Source organism: Acetobacter ascendens, assembly GCF_001766235.1.
GTDB lineage: Bacteria > Pseudomonadota > Alphaproteobacteria > Acetobacterales > Acetobacteraceae > Acetobacter > Acetobacter ascendens.
Genome location: NZ_CP015164.1, coordinates 176,956 through 190,744, shown reverse-complemented (window position 1 = coordinate 190,744; position 13,789 = coordinate 176,956). Strand labels below are relative to the sequence as shown.

Here is a 13,789-nt window from a genome sequence, read left to right as displayed (position 1 = left end):
CGGCGTGTCGTCAGTTAAGCCCTGAGAGTGGCACGTGAGGGTTGTACTTTGTGTCTGCGTGTGCTGACTGTTTTCCCGTTTTTTTGGGGAGACAGACAGATGCGGCGCTATAGTTTACGCGATGACCAGTGGGAGCGGATAAAGGATCTTCTTCCTGGTCGAGAAGGCTATGTCGGCGGCACTGCGGTGAACAACCGTCTGTTCGTGGAGGCGGTGTTGTATCGCTATCGCGCGGGTATTCCATGGCGCGACCTTCCTGCCCGTTTCGGTGACTGGAAAAACGTGCACCGGCGTCTGCGCCGCTGGTGTGAAAGCGGCGTCATCGAACGGATATTTCGTTATCTGGCCGCTGATTACGACAACGAATACATGATGATCGACAGCACAATTGTCCGAGCGCATCAGCATAGTGCCGGAGCTCTCAAAAAAGGGGCACGGATCAGGCCATCGGACGATCACGAGGCGGGCTAACTACAAAGATCCATGCCATCTGCGACGCTCTGGGCAATCCAGTGGAACTCGGCATCACACCGGGACAGGATGCCGATATCACCCAGGCAGAACCACTTCTGGAAAACATCGAACCGGATGCTTTCCTTGCTGACAAGGCGTATGACGCGGACAGGTTGATCGATCGGCTGATACAGCGCGGGATTACCCCGGTCATCCCGCCAAAACGCAACAGAACGACACGACGGAAAACCGATTTTTCTCTCTACCGCGAACGGAACCTTGTTGAGAGGTTCTTCAATAAACTCAAGCAGTTTCGCGCTATCGCAACCCGCTACGATAAACTGAAATCGACCTTCCTCGCAGCCGTGCAGTTCGCCTCAATCATCATCCTGCTTAACTGACGACACGCCGTAGGTTCTGGCCTATAGCGCTATTGCACCCTATATGTTGCAACAGTTGTTTGTACTGGAAAGGTTCATTCCCGATGTCCGACGCATCTTCAGCGCCTGAAAACGCAGCCGCGGCCGATACCCGCATACCGGTTACCGTGCTGACCGGCTTTTTGGGCGCGGGCAAAACCACGCTGCTCAACCACATCCTAACTGCTGAACACGGCCGCAAATACGCCGTGGTGATTAACGAATTTGGCGAACTGGGCGTGGATAACGATCTGGTTGTGGATGCAGATGAAGAAGTGTTCGAAATGAACAATGGCTGCATCTGCTGCACCGTGCGCGGAGATCTGATCCGTATTTTAAACGGGCTGATGAAGCGGCGCGGCAAGTTTGATGGCATTATTGTAGAAACCACCGGCCTGGCAGACCCCGCCCCCGTGGCCCAGACCTTTTTTGCCGATGAAGACGTGCGTGCAAAAACCAAGCTGGATGCCGTGGTAACGGTGGTGGATGCCAGCAACTTCCTGACCACGCTGAAGGAAAGCCCCGAAGCGCACGAACAAGTTGCTTTTGCGGATGTGATTATCCTGAACAAGACAGACCTTGTAGATGCCGCCGAGCTTAAGGCGGTGGAAGATGCCATCCGCAAGATCAATGCCGCGGCCCCCATCTACCCTGCCAAAAAAGGCAACGTGAAGCTGACAGACGTGATGGACCGTGGCGGGTTTGATCTGGAACGCATTTTGGAAAACGCCCCGGATTTTCTGGAACACACGCCAGAGCATCACCATGAAGGAGACATCACCAGCGTATCCCTTACCGTCAAGCAGCCGCTGGATGCCGGACGCTTTCAGGCGTGGGTGAGCGCATTATTGCAGGAAAAGGGCGGCGATATTCTGCGCACCAAGGGTATTCTGGATTTTGCTGGCCAGCCCGACCGCTTTGCCTTTCAGGCCGTGCACATGATGGCGGATGGAGACAACATCGGCCCGTGGAAGAAAGATGAACCGCGTGAAAGCCGCCTTGTGTTCATTGGTCGCAACCTCAACCGGCCCCAACTGCGCCGTGGGCTTGAAAGCTGCATTGCCGCATGACATCCGAGACACAGACCCTGCGCGGCCTTATTGAAAAACGCGGTGCGCACCTAAAAGTGGAAGGTGAAATTACCGCCTGCGCCGCCACGCGCGATAACAGCCGCTTTGCCTTTACCACGGGTGAAGGTGATGTGGTGGTGGTGCACCGTGAAGACCAGCTTACGCCAGAGGCATGGAACACCTATGCCGTGCATGATGGCCCTGCCCTTTGCCTTTCTGCCGATACGCTGCCCGATTGCTTTTTAACGGGCGGTGATGATGGCCGCCTGTGCCGCCTTGATCCATCAGGCGAGATTGAGGAACTGGGCAAAGGCCGCCGTTGGGTGGAACATATTACCACCTATGTAGATGCCAAATCTGCCGTGATTGCCGCCGCTGCTGGCAAGAATGTGGAACTGCGCGATGCCACGGGCCGCACCGTAACCCGCACGCTGGAACACCCTACCACCGTAGGCGGCATTGTGTTTGACCCCAAAGGTAAGCGCATTGCGGTTTCGCACTACAATGGTGTTTCTGTGTGGTTCACCCAATCCAAGGATGGCAAGCCCCGCCAGTTGGAATGGAAAGGCAGCCACCTTGATATTGCCATGCACCCGGCCGGTGATGCCGTGGTGACCGCCATGCAGGATAATGACCTGCACGGATGGCGGCTGGCAGATGGCCACAACATGCGCATGAGCGGCTACCCCACCAAGGTGCGCTCACTTTCTTTTTCCAAAAACGGCAAATGGCTGGCTACCAGTGGGGCTGACATCGTTGTGATGTGGCCGTTTTTTGGGGGTGGCCCTATGGGCAAACCGCCCATGGAACTGCCGGGCGCAGGCGGTGCGCTGTGCACTCGCGTGGCTTTTCATCCCGAACAAGAGGTTGTGGCCGCTGGCTTTGCGGATGGTACCGTTGTAATGATGGAACCATCTACCCAGCGGGTTTTGCCCGTATCACTGGGCAAGGCGGGAGCCATTACGGCGCTGGCCTATAGCCCGGATGGCTGCACGCTGGGGTTTGGCACCGAGGAAGGTGTAATTGGTGTGGTGGATTTAGCCGCTGCCTGATTACGCCGGTTTCGGTCATCAAAACGGCGCGTACCACGGTAGAACACAATAAACGGGTGCGTGAGATCAACAAGTAGTGGATTGCACGGCACTCCTCCGCACCGCATGGTGCGGAGCAAGGGGGATATTGTGGGATGAGTGATCGGTTTCGGGTGGTTATTGTTGGCGGCGGTGTTGCAGGCATGGCTATTGCAACACGGCTGGGCAACAGCCTTGGGCGCTCCGGCAAGTTAGATATTACATTGGTGGACAAGGGCTTCAGCCATGTATGGAAGCCTATGTTACACTGCTTTGCTGCGGGCACAGCCAGAAACGAGAATGACCGCATCACCTTTATCTCCCACGCTGCGGCGCATGGGTTCCGCTTTTGCTATGGTGAAATTGCCGGGATAGACCGCGCCGCCAAGCGCCTGAAGCTGGCCCCGCTGGAAGAAGAAGACCACGAGGTACTGCTGGATGAGCGGTATCTGGATTACGATGTGCTGATTTTTGCCATTGGCAGCCGCGCCAATGATTTTGGCACGCCGGGCGTGGTAGAAAACTGCATCTTCCTGGACAACATTGTAGAAGCCAATAACTTTAACGAGCGCTTCCGCCATGCGGTTATTCAGGCTTATGGCCGGGGTTCTCCGCTGGATATTGCCATTGTGGGCGGTGGCGCCACAGGCGTGCAGCTTGCAGCAGAACTGCACAAAGCACTGGATATTGGCTCGCTTTACAACTTCACGCCTGTTACGCCGGAAATGCGCGTAACGTTGCTGGAAGCCGGGCCGCGTATTCTGCCTGCCTTCCCCGAAAATGTATCTGCCGCCGCGCAAAAGCAGCTTGAAGCGCTTAAAATCAAGGTGCTTACCAGCACAATGGTCAGCGGTGCGGATGAGCACGGCTTTATGCTAAAAGATGGCACCCGTGTGGATGCGCAGTTTCGCGTTTGGGCGGCTGGTGTAAAAGCCCCGGATGTTACCCGCCAGATGGATGGTTTGGAGTGTGGGCGCGGTGGCCAGTTTTTGGTACGCCCCAATTTGCAGACCACGCTGGATGACAGCATTTTTGCTGTGGGAGATTGCGCCTTTATTAGTGATAGCCCGCTTGCCCCCACCGCACAGGTGGCCCGCCAACAAGCGCACCATCTGGCACGTTATCTGCCGGGCTTTATCTTTAACAAAAAGCCCGTGTCTACCTTTAAGTTCAGAAACCGTGGGGCCATTGTGGCCTTGGGGGATTACAATGGTTGGGGCGCCTTTGCAGATGGCAAAACCTTTGGCGGTGGCTTTATGCACGGCCTTAGCGCACGGCTTGGCCATATGGCGCTGTATCGGCAACATCAGTTTGAACTGTATGGGCCATTCCGCGGCATGATTGCCTGCTTTACAGATTGGCTGGATGGCTTTGTGCGCCCCCCCGTGCGGATGGACTAAGCCAGACTTAACGCGGTTTATAAAAAAGCATTCCCGCACCGGCCTGTTTAAAACATCAGCCAGTGCGGGAACCTGATAACGCAAACCTGCCACACAGGGGCGGCCCACCCGTATAAGAGCCAGACCAGACAGGTTCACCGCATCCTGCCTGCCCCCTGTATTTTTAAAGCGCCCGCTTTGTGTGTTGGGTAAACCCCACAATGCGGGCCTTTATGCACCCCGCCTGCAACAACCTTTTATCCGGCTACCTGATTAGTCCAGATACTTGGCCTTGCCTTCATTCAGCTGGGTAATGAAGGAATCGCTTGTCATTTCCTCCACATTGCCTGCGCTGTCCTTCAGCCGCACCTTGCTGTCACCATCATTGATAACGCCCAGCATTTCGTATTTGGTGCTGCCGATCTGTACCGTTTTGTTTTTCGTGCTCATAAATCTATCTTTCCTAGCAAGGTTGAACACCTCGCCTGTTTTCAGCCTGCCTTAATGGCAATCTGGCGTTCTGCCGGTTTGGCTTGCGCTTTTTTGGGCATGGTCACTGTCAGCACACCGTTTTTGATGGTGGCAGAAATTTTATCCACGTCCACATCTTCGGGAATGGCAAAGGAATCTTCAAAAGCGGCAAACTGGCGGCCTGCAACGTGGTGCTTTGTGCCTTCTTCCAGTTCGGGCTTTTTCTTTTCGCCACTAATGGTCAGCAGCCCGTTGGCTGTGCCCAGCTTGATGTCATTTTCAGAACAACCCGGCACTTCCGTGGCCACCACGTAGGCACTGGCGTTTTCTGTAATATCGGTAGCACCCAAGCGGCTTGTAGCGGCTGCAGCCCCTTCTGGTGTTTTAAAATCTTCAAACAAACGGCTCATCTGCCGCTGCAGAACAGAAAACGGATCTGCCACCCGTACAGTGCCAACAGGAACACGCACAACTGGGGAGCGGCCTGTATTCACGTAACTGGTCATTTTATCCTCCTTGTTCTGACACAAAGGCCCGGCACGCGGCGCCCTTGTGATCACGCTTAGGAGTATCACCGCTTTCTGATCGCCTCTCCCTTGATATAGATCAATTTCATGCACCCGGATTCAGCGTGCCGGAAATGCGTGCATGTCATAACATCGCTTCCTATATCTAAAGAACAATGCAGCGTTTTTAACAAACAATATGCAGATGCCCTCTACACTTTACGTATAGAAGGCACCTGCATGATCGGGCGTATGGGGGAGAGTTGGGGGGTTAGGCTGTAGCGTCCATCCGGGCCATGCTTAACGCGGCTTCGGGGTCTTTTACAAACACGGCAATGGCTTTGTTAACCTCTGTTGCACGTTCAAGCTGCGGCAGATGTCCTGTTTCTTCATACACTGTCACGGGGATCATATCTGGCAGGCCAGAGGCATTGGATACGGAAAGAATTTCATCCTCCTTGCCCCAGAAAATCTGGGTGGGTGTTTCCGCCCCTGTTAATACCGGGCGCAGATCATCCGCCTGATGCCCGTTGGGGAAGCACGCCTTGGCAATAACGTGCAGGGCATCGCGCGCACCATCCAACCGGCGAGCACGCAGCACGGCATCCACCATTTTCCGGCCCACAAGGGCTTTGTTATGCACCAGCATTTGCAAAACAGCCTTCATATCCCGGCTGCTTTCACTATCCACAAAAGCGCTGATGAAATCTGCATTCACATCCTTGCCCAACCCGGCAGGGGCCAGAAGGTTCAGGCTGGCAACCTGATCAGGGTGGTCTCGCAGTAGGGTCAACGCAATGCCACCACCCAGAGAATGGCCCACCACATGGGCTTTTTCTATTTTGAGCGTTTGCAGCAGTTCACTTACCACACCGGCCAAAAATGCCAGCGTGCCTGTGCCCACGTTTTTAGAGGAAGCCCCATGCCCCGGCAGGTCAAACGCAATCACGCGCCTGTCTGCGGCCAAGGCATCCTGCGTGAGCAGCCAGTTGCTGATATCTCCACCAAACCCGTGCACCAGCACAATGGGCGTGCCCGTATGCGTGCCCACATCACGCACATTCAACGTATGTTCGCCCACCGTAATCGGCTTGGGTTCTCCGGCAGTGGTATCCTCCGTTGCTGCGGCATCCTGCGGGTTTTCTGCATGAAAGTTTTTAATAAAGGCTTCAATATCCACATCTGGCGTTTCAGCATCAGCCAGAACGCCAATCAATGCGCCCACGGGCAGGGTTTCCCCCGCCTCTGCCACCTGTTTGCGCAGCACACCTGCGGCGGGGCTTTCATAACTGCTGGTAATTTTGGTGGTTTCAATATCCGCCAATTCATCACCCTGCTGCACGCTCTGGCCAACAGATACTGTCCATGATGCCAGCTTGCCTTCTGTCATGGCCAAACCGAACTTGGGCATGGTGAGTGCTGTAATGGTGTTGGACATAACTTATGCAACCTTCTGTTTCTGGCTGGAGGTAATGGAGCGCACTGCGGCGGCAATTTTGTTGGCATCCGGCATGTACAGCTTTTCCAGCGGGGTGGAAAACGGCACCGGCGTATGCGGTGGCACCACACGGCGGATAGGCGCTTTAAGGCTGAAAAACGCTTTTTCCGCCACAAGGGCAGAAATATCGCACGCCATATTGCAGCGTGGGCTGGCTTCATCCACCACCACAAGACGGCCTGTTTCGGATACGGATTCCAAAATGGTTTCCTCATCCAATGGGGATGTGGTGCGTGGGTCTATAACCGTGCAGGCGCTCTTCAAAAACGCGAATGGTACGCATGCTCCGATACGCACGCAGCAGGGCTTCTCTTGAAATCTGAACCGACATGTTCTGCCTGACCTTTCCATACATCTGCACAGCGTTACACGGGTGCCAACGTAGGGAGGAAAGGCGGCGTTCCGGCCTATAGGAAGTAATATATGTTCTTAACGCATATGTGATATTACTATTTCAATATAATAACATGTTTTCAGAGAGTTAGCGCTGCGGTCTTGCGAACCATTCTTAGCGGTTGTCATGAAAGCGTCACGCACAATGGGCCAGCAAGGGGCTAAAGGACTGCTCATCCTGTTTGGAGGAGAAGCAGACAATGTGTGCTGAACCAGTTACTGCAATGCAGCCCGATGCACATAAGCCAAAGTGGCGCGAAGCCGTGCGTGAGCGCTGGCGCACCACTTTGCTATATGTGTGGGAACGTAACGGCACCCCGCACCCGTATGCCGCCCTGCCGCATACCGCACGCCGCAAAGCGTGTGCAGGTGCACGCCCTGCTACAGCGGCCCATGGGGCCGGCAAGCCGGCCCACGCCGTCTGATACCTGACAGCAGGACGGGAAAAGATCTGCTTTTCCCCCATAGAGTGAAATTGACAGTCAGGAAAAATCCATGTCCGGCACGTTGCTGAGTCCGGCTGCCGCACCACGCCCCAACATGAAGGGAGGCACCAACCAAGCCTTCCGCATGTTCTTTATGGGTGTGGTAACGGCAGCCCTTGTTTTTGTAGGGTATAGTGTTCTGGCAGATCTGCGGTCTGCTGGTGAAAACGGCATGGCCATTGGGGCCTTTGCACTGCTGGCTCTGGCGCTTTTAATTGCGCTGGGCTTTGAATTTGTAAACGGCTTTCATGATACGGCAAACGCCGTGGCCACCGTAATCTACACCAACAGCCTGCCCCCTCTGGTGGCGGTTGTGTGGTCTGGCATGTGGAACCTTGCGGGCGTTCTGGTTTCATCCGGGGCAGTGGCGTACAGTGTTGTTACGCTTCTGCCAGTAGAGCTTATCCTGCAAGTTGGCAGTGGTGCTGGCCATGCCATGATTTTTGCCCTGCTGCTTTCCGCTATTATCTGGAATTTGGCTACGTGGGCCTTTGGTATTCCCAACAGTTCCTCCCACGCTTTGGTGGGGTCCATTCTTGGGGTTGGGTTTGCCAATCAGCTTATGTCTCCTGCCGGTAGCCCCCTGTATGGGGTAGACTGGTCTCAGGTGCGCAAGGTGTTTTCCGCCCTGCTGTTTTCCCCCGTTTGCGGCTTTGGTAATCCCCCCATTTTTAGTGGGGCATTGAATGAGAATTCAGGCAGCTGTTTTTAGTTTCTGGGCGGGGGTTAGCCCGCTGTTCCCCATGTTGGGTCTGTCATGGTTATATGTCCAGAGCCATTGTGTTGCGACCTCCTGCACGTCCTGAATGCTTTCAAACAAATACTGCTCCAGCCATTCCTGCCGGACAGTTCTGTTGTAGCGTTCAATATAGGCGTTCTGCTGCGGATTACCCGGTTGCGTATAGATCAGGGTAATCCCCTGTTTTTCGGCCCATGAAACCAACGTATGACTGACATATTCAGGGCCATTATCCATTCGGATGGCTTCTGGCCTGCCACGCCACTCCATAACCTGTTCCAGACAGCGGACAACCCGACAGGCTGGCAGGGAAAAATCAACCTCGATCGCCAGTCCTTCACGATTGAAGTCATCCAGAATGTTCAGGAGCCGAAAAGCACGTCCATCCATCAGCCTGTCCGCCATAAAATCCATGGACCAGACCCTGTTGGGAAGGGCCGGAACCGACAGCTTTTCTGGCTTTTCGCGAACCAGACGCTTGCGGGGTTTAATCCGCAGGTTGAGTTCCTGTTCCCGATAGATCCGATAAACCCGCTTATGATTCCAGAGCTGTCCCTGCACATTGCGCAGATACAGGAAACACAGACCAAATCCCCATCTCCTGTGAGCCTGGGTCAGTCCCACCAGAAGAGCGGCAATCCTGTCGTTCTCCGCTGCCAGTCGCGGACGATAGCGAAAGCAGGCCTCGGATATCCCAAAAATCCGACAGGCCAGCGCAATGCTGACCCCATGATGCGCCACAGCCTGTGCGGCCAGTTCCCGGCGCTGGGCTGGCCGCTTCATTTTTTTCCAAGGGCTTCCTTCAGGATATCCGTCTGCATGCTCAAATCCGCATACATGCGCTTCAGCCGACGGTTCTCCTCTTCCAGAGCCTTCATCTGACTGATCATCGAAGCATCCATACCGCCATATTTCGCGCGCCACCGGTAAAACGTGGCGTTGCTAATCCCATGCTCCCGGCACAGGTCAGGAACCGGGACACCGCCCTCAGCCTGGCGGATCACACCCATGATCTGGGCGTCAGTAAAGCGATCACTCTTCATCAGAATCTCCTCAATTCTTACGCTGAGAAAATTCTCATTCAAAAGTCACTCTTTTTATGGGGGGATTACCGGGGGAGCCGTCCACATATGGTTGCCGTCCGTTATGCAAGAGTTTTCTGACCCATATTGACGTGTGATCGTGTGCGGTCTTCTGTAAGGCCTGTTGATGTGGCCTTTCAGAAGCCACTGGCCAGTATGGTGATCAGCGGATCAGATCCAAATCTCACAGGCGTGCTTTAAAGCACAGAGAAATCCACTGGTTTTTCCGATCCGGATCAGACGATCATGCGCCCATTCAGGTCATCGCCCTCTCACACCCCTACCGGTTCCATCCGCGGGAGCCGAGCCATCGCTCAGGCTGCCACGGACAGGGCCGGATCCCGATAATCCTCCTGTTTTGTTGCCATGGCCCAGATGGCTCGTGCCATCCTGTTGGCCAGCGCAATGGCTACCAGCATACGGGGCTTGCGGGCCAGCATCCGTGCCAGCCAGCTTCCCGGTGCAGGGGCCTTACGGCTGGCCCAGTTCACCTGGGTCATGGCGCCCATGATGAGAAGCCTGCGGATATCAGCCTGCCCGGCTTTTGATATCTTCCCCAGCCTTTCCTTTCCGCCAGATGAGAACTGACGGGGCACCAGCCCCAGCCACGCAGCAAAGTCGCGCCCGCGCCGGAAGCTCTGCAGGTCAGGCGCAAAAGCTTCAATCGCAAGAGCGGTCAGAGGACCCACTCCAGGCATGCTCTGCAATCTGCAGGTGTTTTCACTTTCCTGGGCAAGCATCCTGATCTTCTTTGTTCTGACATCAATCCGCACACTCTGCTCCGAAATCTGTCGCAGCAGATCAAGGCATTCCTGCTTCACAGCCTCTGGCAGAACCGCCTCATCCAGCATGGCTTCAATGTGTCTGATATGCGCAATCCCCTGTGGCACGACGAGACCGAATTCATACAGAACGGCACGCAGGGCATTCACCAGTTCCGTGCGCTGGTGCACCAGACGCTGCCGGGCCCGGAAAAGAACGCCACGCGCCTGCTGCGCTTCAGTGCGTGGTTCGACAAAGCGCATTTCCGGCTGACGGGCCGCAATGACGATCGCTTCCGCATCAGCAGCATCGTTCTTCTGGCGCTTCACGAAAGGCTTCACATACTGCGGAGCGATCAGTCTGACCTCGTGACCAGCTCCTGCCAGTTCGCGAGCCCAGTAATGCGCGCTCCCGCACGCTTCAAGAACGACCAGAGCAGGCGGCTGCGTGGCCATGAACTGCATAAACTGCTGACGACGCAGCTTTTTGCGAAACATCACCTCGCCCGCACGCGAAGCTCCATGAACCTGGAAAATGTTCTTTGCCAGATCAACGCCTATCACTGTATCCTTCATCTGCCGTCCTTTCGCGCAGTCGTTTCTTCCAACGACCATTCTGGCACATTGCGATGCCGTGCGGGGAGGACGGCAACCACCCCATCTCACACTTGAGGCAATTTCAGGTCATTTTGTAGAGTTCAGTCATCCCACAGGAGCCCGATCTGGAATATTGACGATATTCTGCTTCTGGCGGCGGGTTCTGAACGCAGTGAGGGTGTCACGGCCTGAGAAGGCAGTGTTGGTGGAAGCTATGTGGTCTGTGCACTGTCTGTTTCTTCAGATGGCCTGCCGGAGCCTTCGCAATCGTGCATGAGCGAGGGCGAATTCATGCTGACAGGGGAACATGTCCGGCATGGACAGGACAATCCGACGGACGCTGAGCGTGACACGTGTCGCGATTTTGAGCAGTCGTGCGCGTATGGTGCCACAGGTCGCCGTCTCCAGGCTGGTCTGGCCAAGGGCCAGTCTTTGCAGAGCGGTCAGCAGGACATAGGCAGCGGCCGAGAACCACAGCCGGAGCTGGTTGGCCCGGATGGTGTGGGACGAGGTCCTGTCTGAGAACAGATCCATCTGGCATTCCTTGATGCGGTTTTCCATATCCCCGCGTGCGCAGTAAATCTGTTCGTAGAGATGGCGGGGGTCGGACATTCCCTGCGGTAGCGTGGTGACAATAAAGCGATGATAGCGGTTGCCATGGCGCCATTCGGCCTTGGCCACGACCCGCCTGCGGCGCGTCCAGCTGTCCTTTGTGATCCAGTCAAAGGAGGCGAAACCGCGCGCCGCTCTGCCTGTCGTGGCGGCTTCGTCACGAACCTCAGCGGACAAAGAGGCAATCCGGTCATACAGGCGGGTGTTGCCTGCAAGCCCAAACAGGAAGTCAACGTGGTTGTCTTCGCACCATGTCATCAGACTGTCCCGGGCGAAACCGCTGTCCCCACGCACCAGGATACGCACCCGGGGCCAGCGGCTCCTGATCTGCTCCACGATCCGGCGGATGTCTGCCAGTGCTTCCTTCCCCGGGTCCCTGTCTGCCGTGCGCAGGGTAGCGCTGAGGAGATGGTCCCCGCAGAAGACATACAGGGGAAGATAGCAGTTATGGCCGTAATATCCATGAAAGGCCCGGCCTTCCTGATGGCCATGGATACGATCATCGGTGGCATCCACATCCAGAACGATCCGGGCAGGAGCCCGATCATGCCGGTCCATGTAGAGCGTGACGAACAGCTCCGCCAGTGCCTCATGATCAGCAATGATGCGGCAGTAACGGTCTGCCTTGTGGCCACTGCGCTCCAGCCGGTTCAGTGTGGATTTTCCTGCCAGTGCCGCACAGTTGGCCCGGCTTCCTGACAGACGTCCCGATACCAGACCCATGACAGGATCATGACGTAAAGCGTCATGGTCATTAAGGTCTTCATAGCCCAGTGCCAGGCCCATGATCCGCTGACGGACAAGGTCTTCAACCCGGTATTCCACAAAGGCAGGATGCCGCTTATCGCGAAAACAGGCAGCAAAGCGGCGGCTGAGCCCCAGAATGTCATCAGCCTGCTTCACCAGAATGACGCCCCCATCCGAACTCATGCGACCCCCGTCAAAACGGGCCACAACACGCCGTCCATAGGAGGCTGGAAACTCATACGCGCCTGCGCTACACTCTGTCTGCATCGGGTTCGTTTATTGCTTATGAAAAATTATTTTGTACAAAACAGACTTTTTCATAATCTAACCCGATGTACAACCCTTCTGTGAGATTTCCGCGTCGAACGGATATTTCGTTATCTGGCCGCTGATTACGACAACGAATACATGATGATCGACAGCACAATTGTCCGAGCGCATCAGCATAGTGCCGGAGCTCTCAAAAAAGGGGCACGGATCAGGCCATCGGACGATCACGAGGCGGGCTAACTACAAAGATCCATGCCATCTGCGACGCTCTGGGCAATCCAGTGGAACTCGGCATCACACCGGGACAGGATGCCGATATCACCCAGGCAGAACCACTTCTGGAAAACATCGAACCGGATGCTTTCCTTGCTGACAAGGCGTATGACGCGGACAGGTTGATCGATCGGCTGATACAGCGCGGGATTACCCCGGTCATCCCGCCAAAACGCAACAGAACGACACGACGGAAAACCGATTTTTCTCTCTACCGCGAACGGAACCTTGTTGAGAGGTTCTTCAATAAACTCAAGCAGTTTCGCGCTATCGCAACCCGCTACGATAAACTGAAATCGACCTTCCTCGCAGCCGTGCAGTTCGCCTCAATCATCATCCTGCTTAACTGACGACACGCCGTTGGCCATTGGCCACTTTGGCCACAAAGTCATTTCCAATCTGGGCCACGGCTTTTTCACTGGCCTGCACCATGGCGCGTTTAAGTGCCCCGCAACTTCCGGCCACTGTATTGCTGCCCTGCCCGGTAATGGGCACCACCTGCACAGGCTGGCCTTGTGCGTTTAACACCTGCACGGTGCCTTTAAGGGTAGTGTCCACCGTGTATTTATTATCCCACATGCCGCCCTTAACGCTTACCTGCTCATCCGCCGTTTGCAGGGAAAGTGCCAGCGTATAGCCATGCGGGGCTGGCGTTTCCTGCTGCGCATGCGCAAAGCTGGAATGAATGGCCTGCTGCAACCGCTCCTCGGCAGAGGCCCCAAGGTCTGTGGTGTAATTTACACCAAGGCTGCATGCTATTTGCGCATTCTGCTTGGCAAAACCCGGTGCAAAACTATAGGCCACCGGCGTTTGCACCAAATGCTGCCCCGGCAGATCCTGAATGGGGAAGGAGGCCTCGTTAAGGGCGATGCGAGAACTGCATGCCCCCAAAAGCAACGCCAAAGCAATCAGGCACGCACCGTTTTTACCGGCCACAACCGGACCTCCGTTTAAAGAAAACAAG

At 55.5% G+C, this 13,789-nt stretch carries 12 protein-coding genes and 3 pseudogenes; 7 read left to right on the top strand and 8 right to left on the bottom strand.

Annotation, left to right across the window (positions count from 1 at the left end):
• The first annotated feature begins 99 nt into the window (after positions 1-99).
• The 4 genes from A4S02_RS14695 to A4S02_RS00975 all read left to right on the top strand — a co-directional run bounded on the left by A4S02_RS14695 (position 100) and on the right by A4S02_RS00975 (position 4,412).
• Positions 100-854 (top strand): IS5 family transposase gene (locus A4S02_RS14695; protein ID WP_087651418.1). Its coding sequence is split into 2 segments (ribosomal slippage): positions 100-439 and positions 439-854, totalling 756 coding nucleotides; the frame shifts between segments, so codons are not numbered across the junction.
• An 83-nt stretch (positions 855-937) separates the two neighbouring features.
• Positions 938-1,942, top strand: coding sequence for a CobW family GTP-binding protein (locus A4S02_RS00985; protein WP_070322686.1), 1,005 nt, complete (start codon positions 938-940; stop codon positions 1,940-1,942).
• A complete protein-coding gene (locus tag A4S02_RS00980) occupies positions 1,939-2,994 on the top strand; it encodes a WD40 repeat domain-containing protein (protein WP_019089850.1) in 1,056 nt (351 codons plus the stop codon). Before A4S02_RS00985 ends, A4S02_RS00980 begins: the two co-directional genes overlap by 4 nt.
• Before the next feature lie 134 nt (positions 2,995-3,128).
• Complete coding sequence (locus A4S02_RS00975) at positions 3,129-4,412, top strand: NAD(P)/FAD-dependent oxidoreductase (protein WP_070322685.1); 1,284 nt, start codon at positions 3,129-3,131, stop codon at positions 4,410-4,412.
• 252 nt (positions 4,413-4,664) lie between these two features.
• Here the strand turns inward: A4S02_RS00975 and A4S02_RS00970 are convergent, their stop codons facing one another.
• The 4 genes and pseudogenes from A4S02_RS00970 to A4S02_RS00955 all read right to left on the bottom strand — a co-directional run.
• A complete protein-coding gene (locus tag A4S02_RS00970; protein WP_185303260.1) occupies positions 4,665-4,841 on the bottom strand; it encodes a hypothetical protein in 177 nt (58 codons plus the stop codon).
• A 41-nt stretch (positions 4,842-4,882) separates the two neighbouring features.
• Entirely contained in the window at positions 4,883-5,437 is a 555-nt protein-coding gene (locus tag A4S02_RS00965; protein WP_026019457.1) for an Hsp20/alpha crystallin family protein, read from the bottom strand.
• Positions 5,438-5,639: 202 nt separating this feature from the next.
• A complete protein-coding gene (locus tag A4S02_RS00960; protein ID WP_019089855.1) occupies positions 5,640-6,806 on the bottom strand; it encodes an acetoin dehydrogenase dihydrolipoyllysine-residue acetyltransferase subunit in 1,167 nt (388 codons plus the stop codon).
• A 3-nt stretch (positions 6,807-6,809) separates the two neighbouring features.
• Positions 6,810-7,118: pseudogene (locus A4S02_RS00955) on the bottom strand (transketolase C-terminal domain-containing protein); the annotation flags it as partial.
• Positions 7,119-7,459: 341 nt separating this feature from the next.
• On the opposite strand from A4S02_RS00955, the gene A4S02_RS00950 reads away from it, so the two are divergent.
• Entirely contained in the window at positions 7,460-7,684 is a 225-nt protein-coding gene (locus tag A4S02_RS00950) for a hypothetical protein (RefSeq protein ID WP_019089858.1), read from the top strand.
• A 70-nt stretch (positions 7,685-7,754) separates the two neighbouring features.
• A pseudogene (locus A4S02_RS00945) lies at positions 7,755-8,399 on the top strand (inorganic phosphate transporter); the annotation flags it as partial.
• A gap of 39 nt (positions 8,400-8,438) precedes the next feature.
• On the opposite strand, the gene A4S02_RS00940 reads toward A4S02_RS00945, so the two are convergent.
• From A4S02_RS00940 to A4S02_RS00925, 3 genes are all read right to left on the bottom strand, one after another.
• Positions 8,439-9,526, bottom strand: a protein-coding gene (locus A4S02_RS00940; RefSeq protein WP_099046872.1) for an IS3 family transposase whose coding sequence is annotated in 2 segments (ribosomal slippage) — positions 8,439-9,265 and positions 9,265-9,526 — 1,089 coding nt in all. Because the reading frame shifts where the segments join, the coding sequence is not laid out codon by codon here.
• Positions 9,527-9,879: 353 nt separating this feature from the next.
• Positions 9,880-10,902, bottom strand: a complete 1,023-nt coding sequence (locus tag A4S02_RS00930) for an IS110 family RNA-guided transposase (protein WP_041247965.1) — start codon at positions 10,900-10,902, stop codon at positions 9,880-9,882.
• Between the two features lie 261 nt (positions 10,903-11,163).
• A complete protein-coding gene (locus A4S02_RS00925) occupies positions 11,164-12,549 on the bottom strand; it encodes an IS1380 family transposase (protein ID WP_070322682.1) in 1,386 nt (461 codons plus the stop codon).
• Positions 12,550-12,645: 96 nt separating this feature from the next.
• Here A4S02_RS00925 and A4S02_RS14685 point away from each other — a divergent pair.
• Positions 12,646-13,175 (top strand): annotated as a pseudogene (locus A4S02_RS14685) (IS5 family transposase); the annotation flags it as partial.
• Here A4S02_RS14685 and A4S02_RS00915 read toward each other — a convergent pair.
• Complete coding sequence (locus A4S02_RS00915) at positions 13,168-13,761, bottom strand: hypothetical protein (protein WP_070324122.1); 594 nt, start codon at positions 13,759-13,761, stop codon at positions 13,168-13,170. The pseudogene A4S02_RS14685 and the gene A4S02_RS00915 overlap by 8 nt on opposite strands.
• Positions 13,762-13,789 lie beyond the last annotated feature (28 nt).

Coding starts and splice junctions, on each gene's coding strand:
- A4S02_RS00970 (WP_185303260.1), bottom strand. CDS start 4,841: ATGAGCACGAAAAACAAAACGGTACAGATCGGCAGCACCAAATACGAA.
- A4S02_RS00925 (WP_070322682.1), bottom strand. CDS start 12,549: ATGCAGACAGAGTGTAGCGCAGGCGCGTATGAGTTTCCAGCCTCCTAT.
- A4S02_RS00960 (WP_019089855.1), bottom strand. CDS start 6,806: ATGTCCAACACCATTACAGCACTCACCATGCCCAAGTTCGGTTTGGCC.
- A4S02_RS00950 (WP_019089858.1), top strand. CDS start 7,460: ATGTGTGCTGAACCAGTTACTGCAATGCAGCCCGATGCACATAAGCCA.
- A4S02_RS00985 (WP_070322686.1), top strand. CDS start 938: ATGTCCGACGCATCTTCAGCGCCTGAAAACGCAGCCGCGGCCGATACC.
- A4S02_RS00975 (WP_070322685.1), top strand. CDS start 3,129: ATGAGTGATCGGTTTCGGGTGGTTATTGTTGGCGGCGGTGTTGCAGGC.
- A4S02_RS00980 (WP_019089850.1), top strand. CDS start 1,939: ATGACATCCGAGACACAGACCCTGCGCGGCCTTATTGAAAAACGCGGT.
- A4S02_RS00930 (WP_041247965.1), bottom strand. CDS start 10,902: ATGAAGGATACAGTGATAGGCGTTGATCTGGCAAAGAACATTTTCCAG.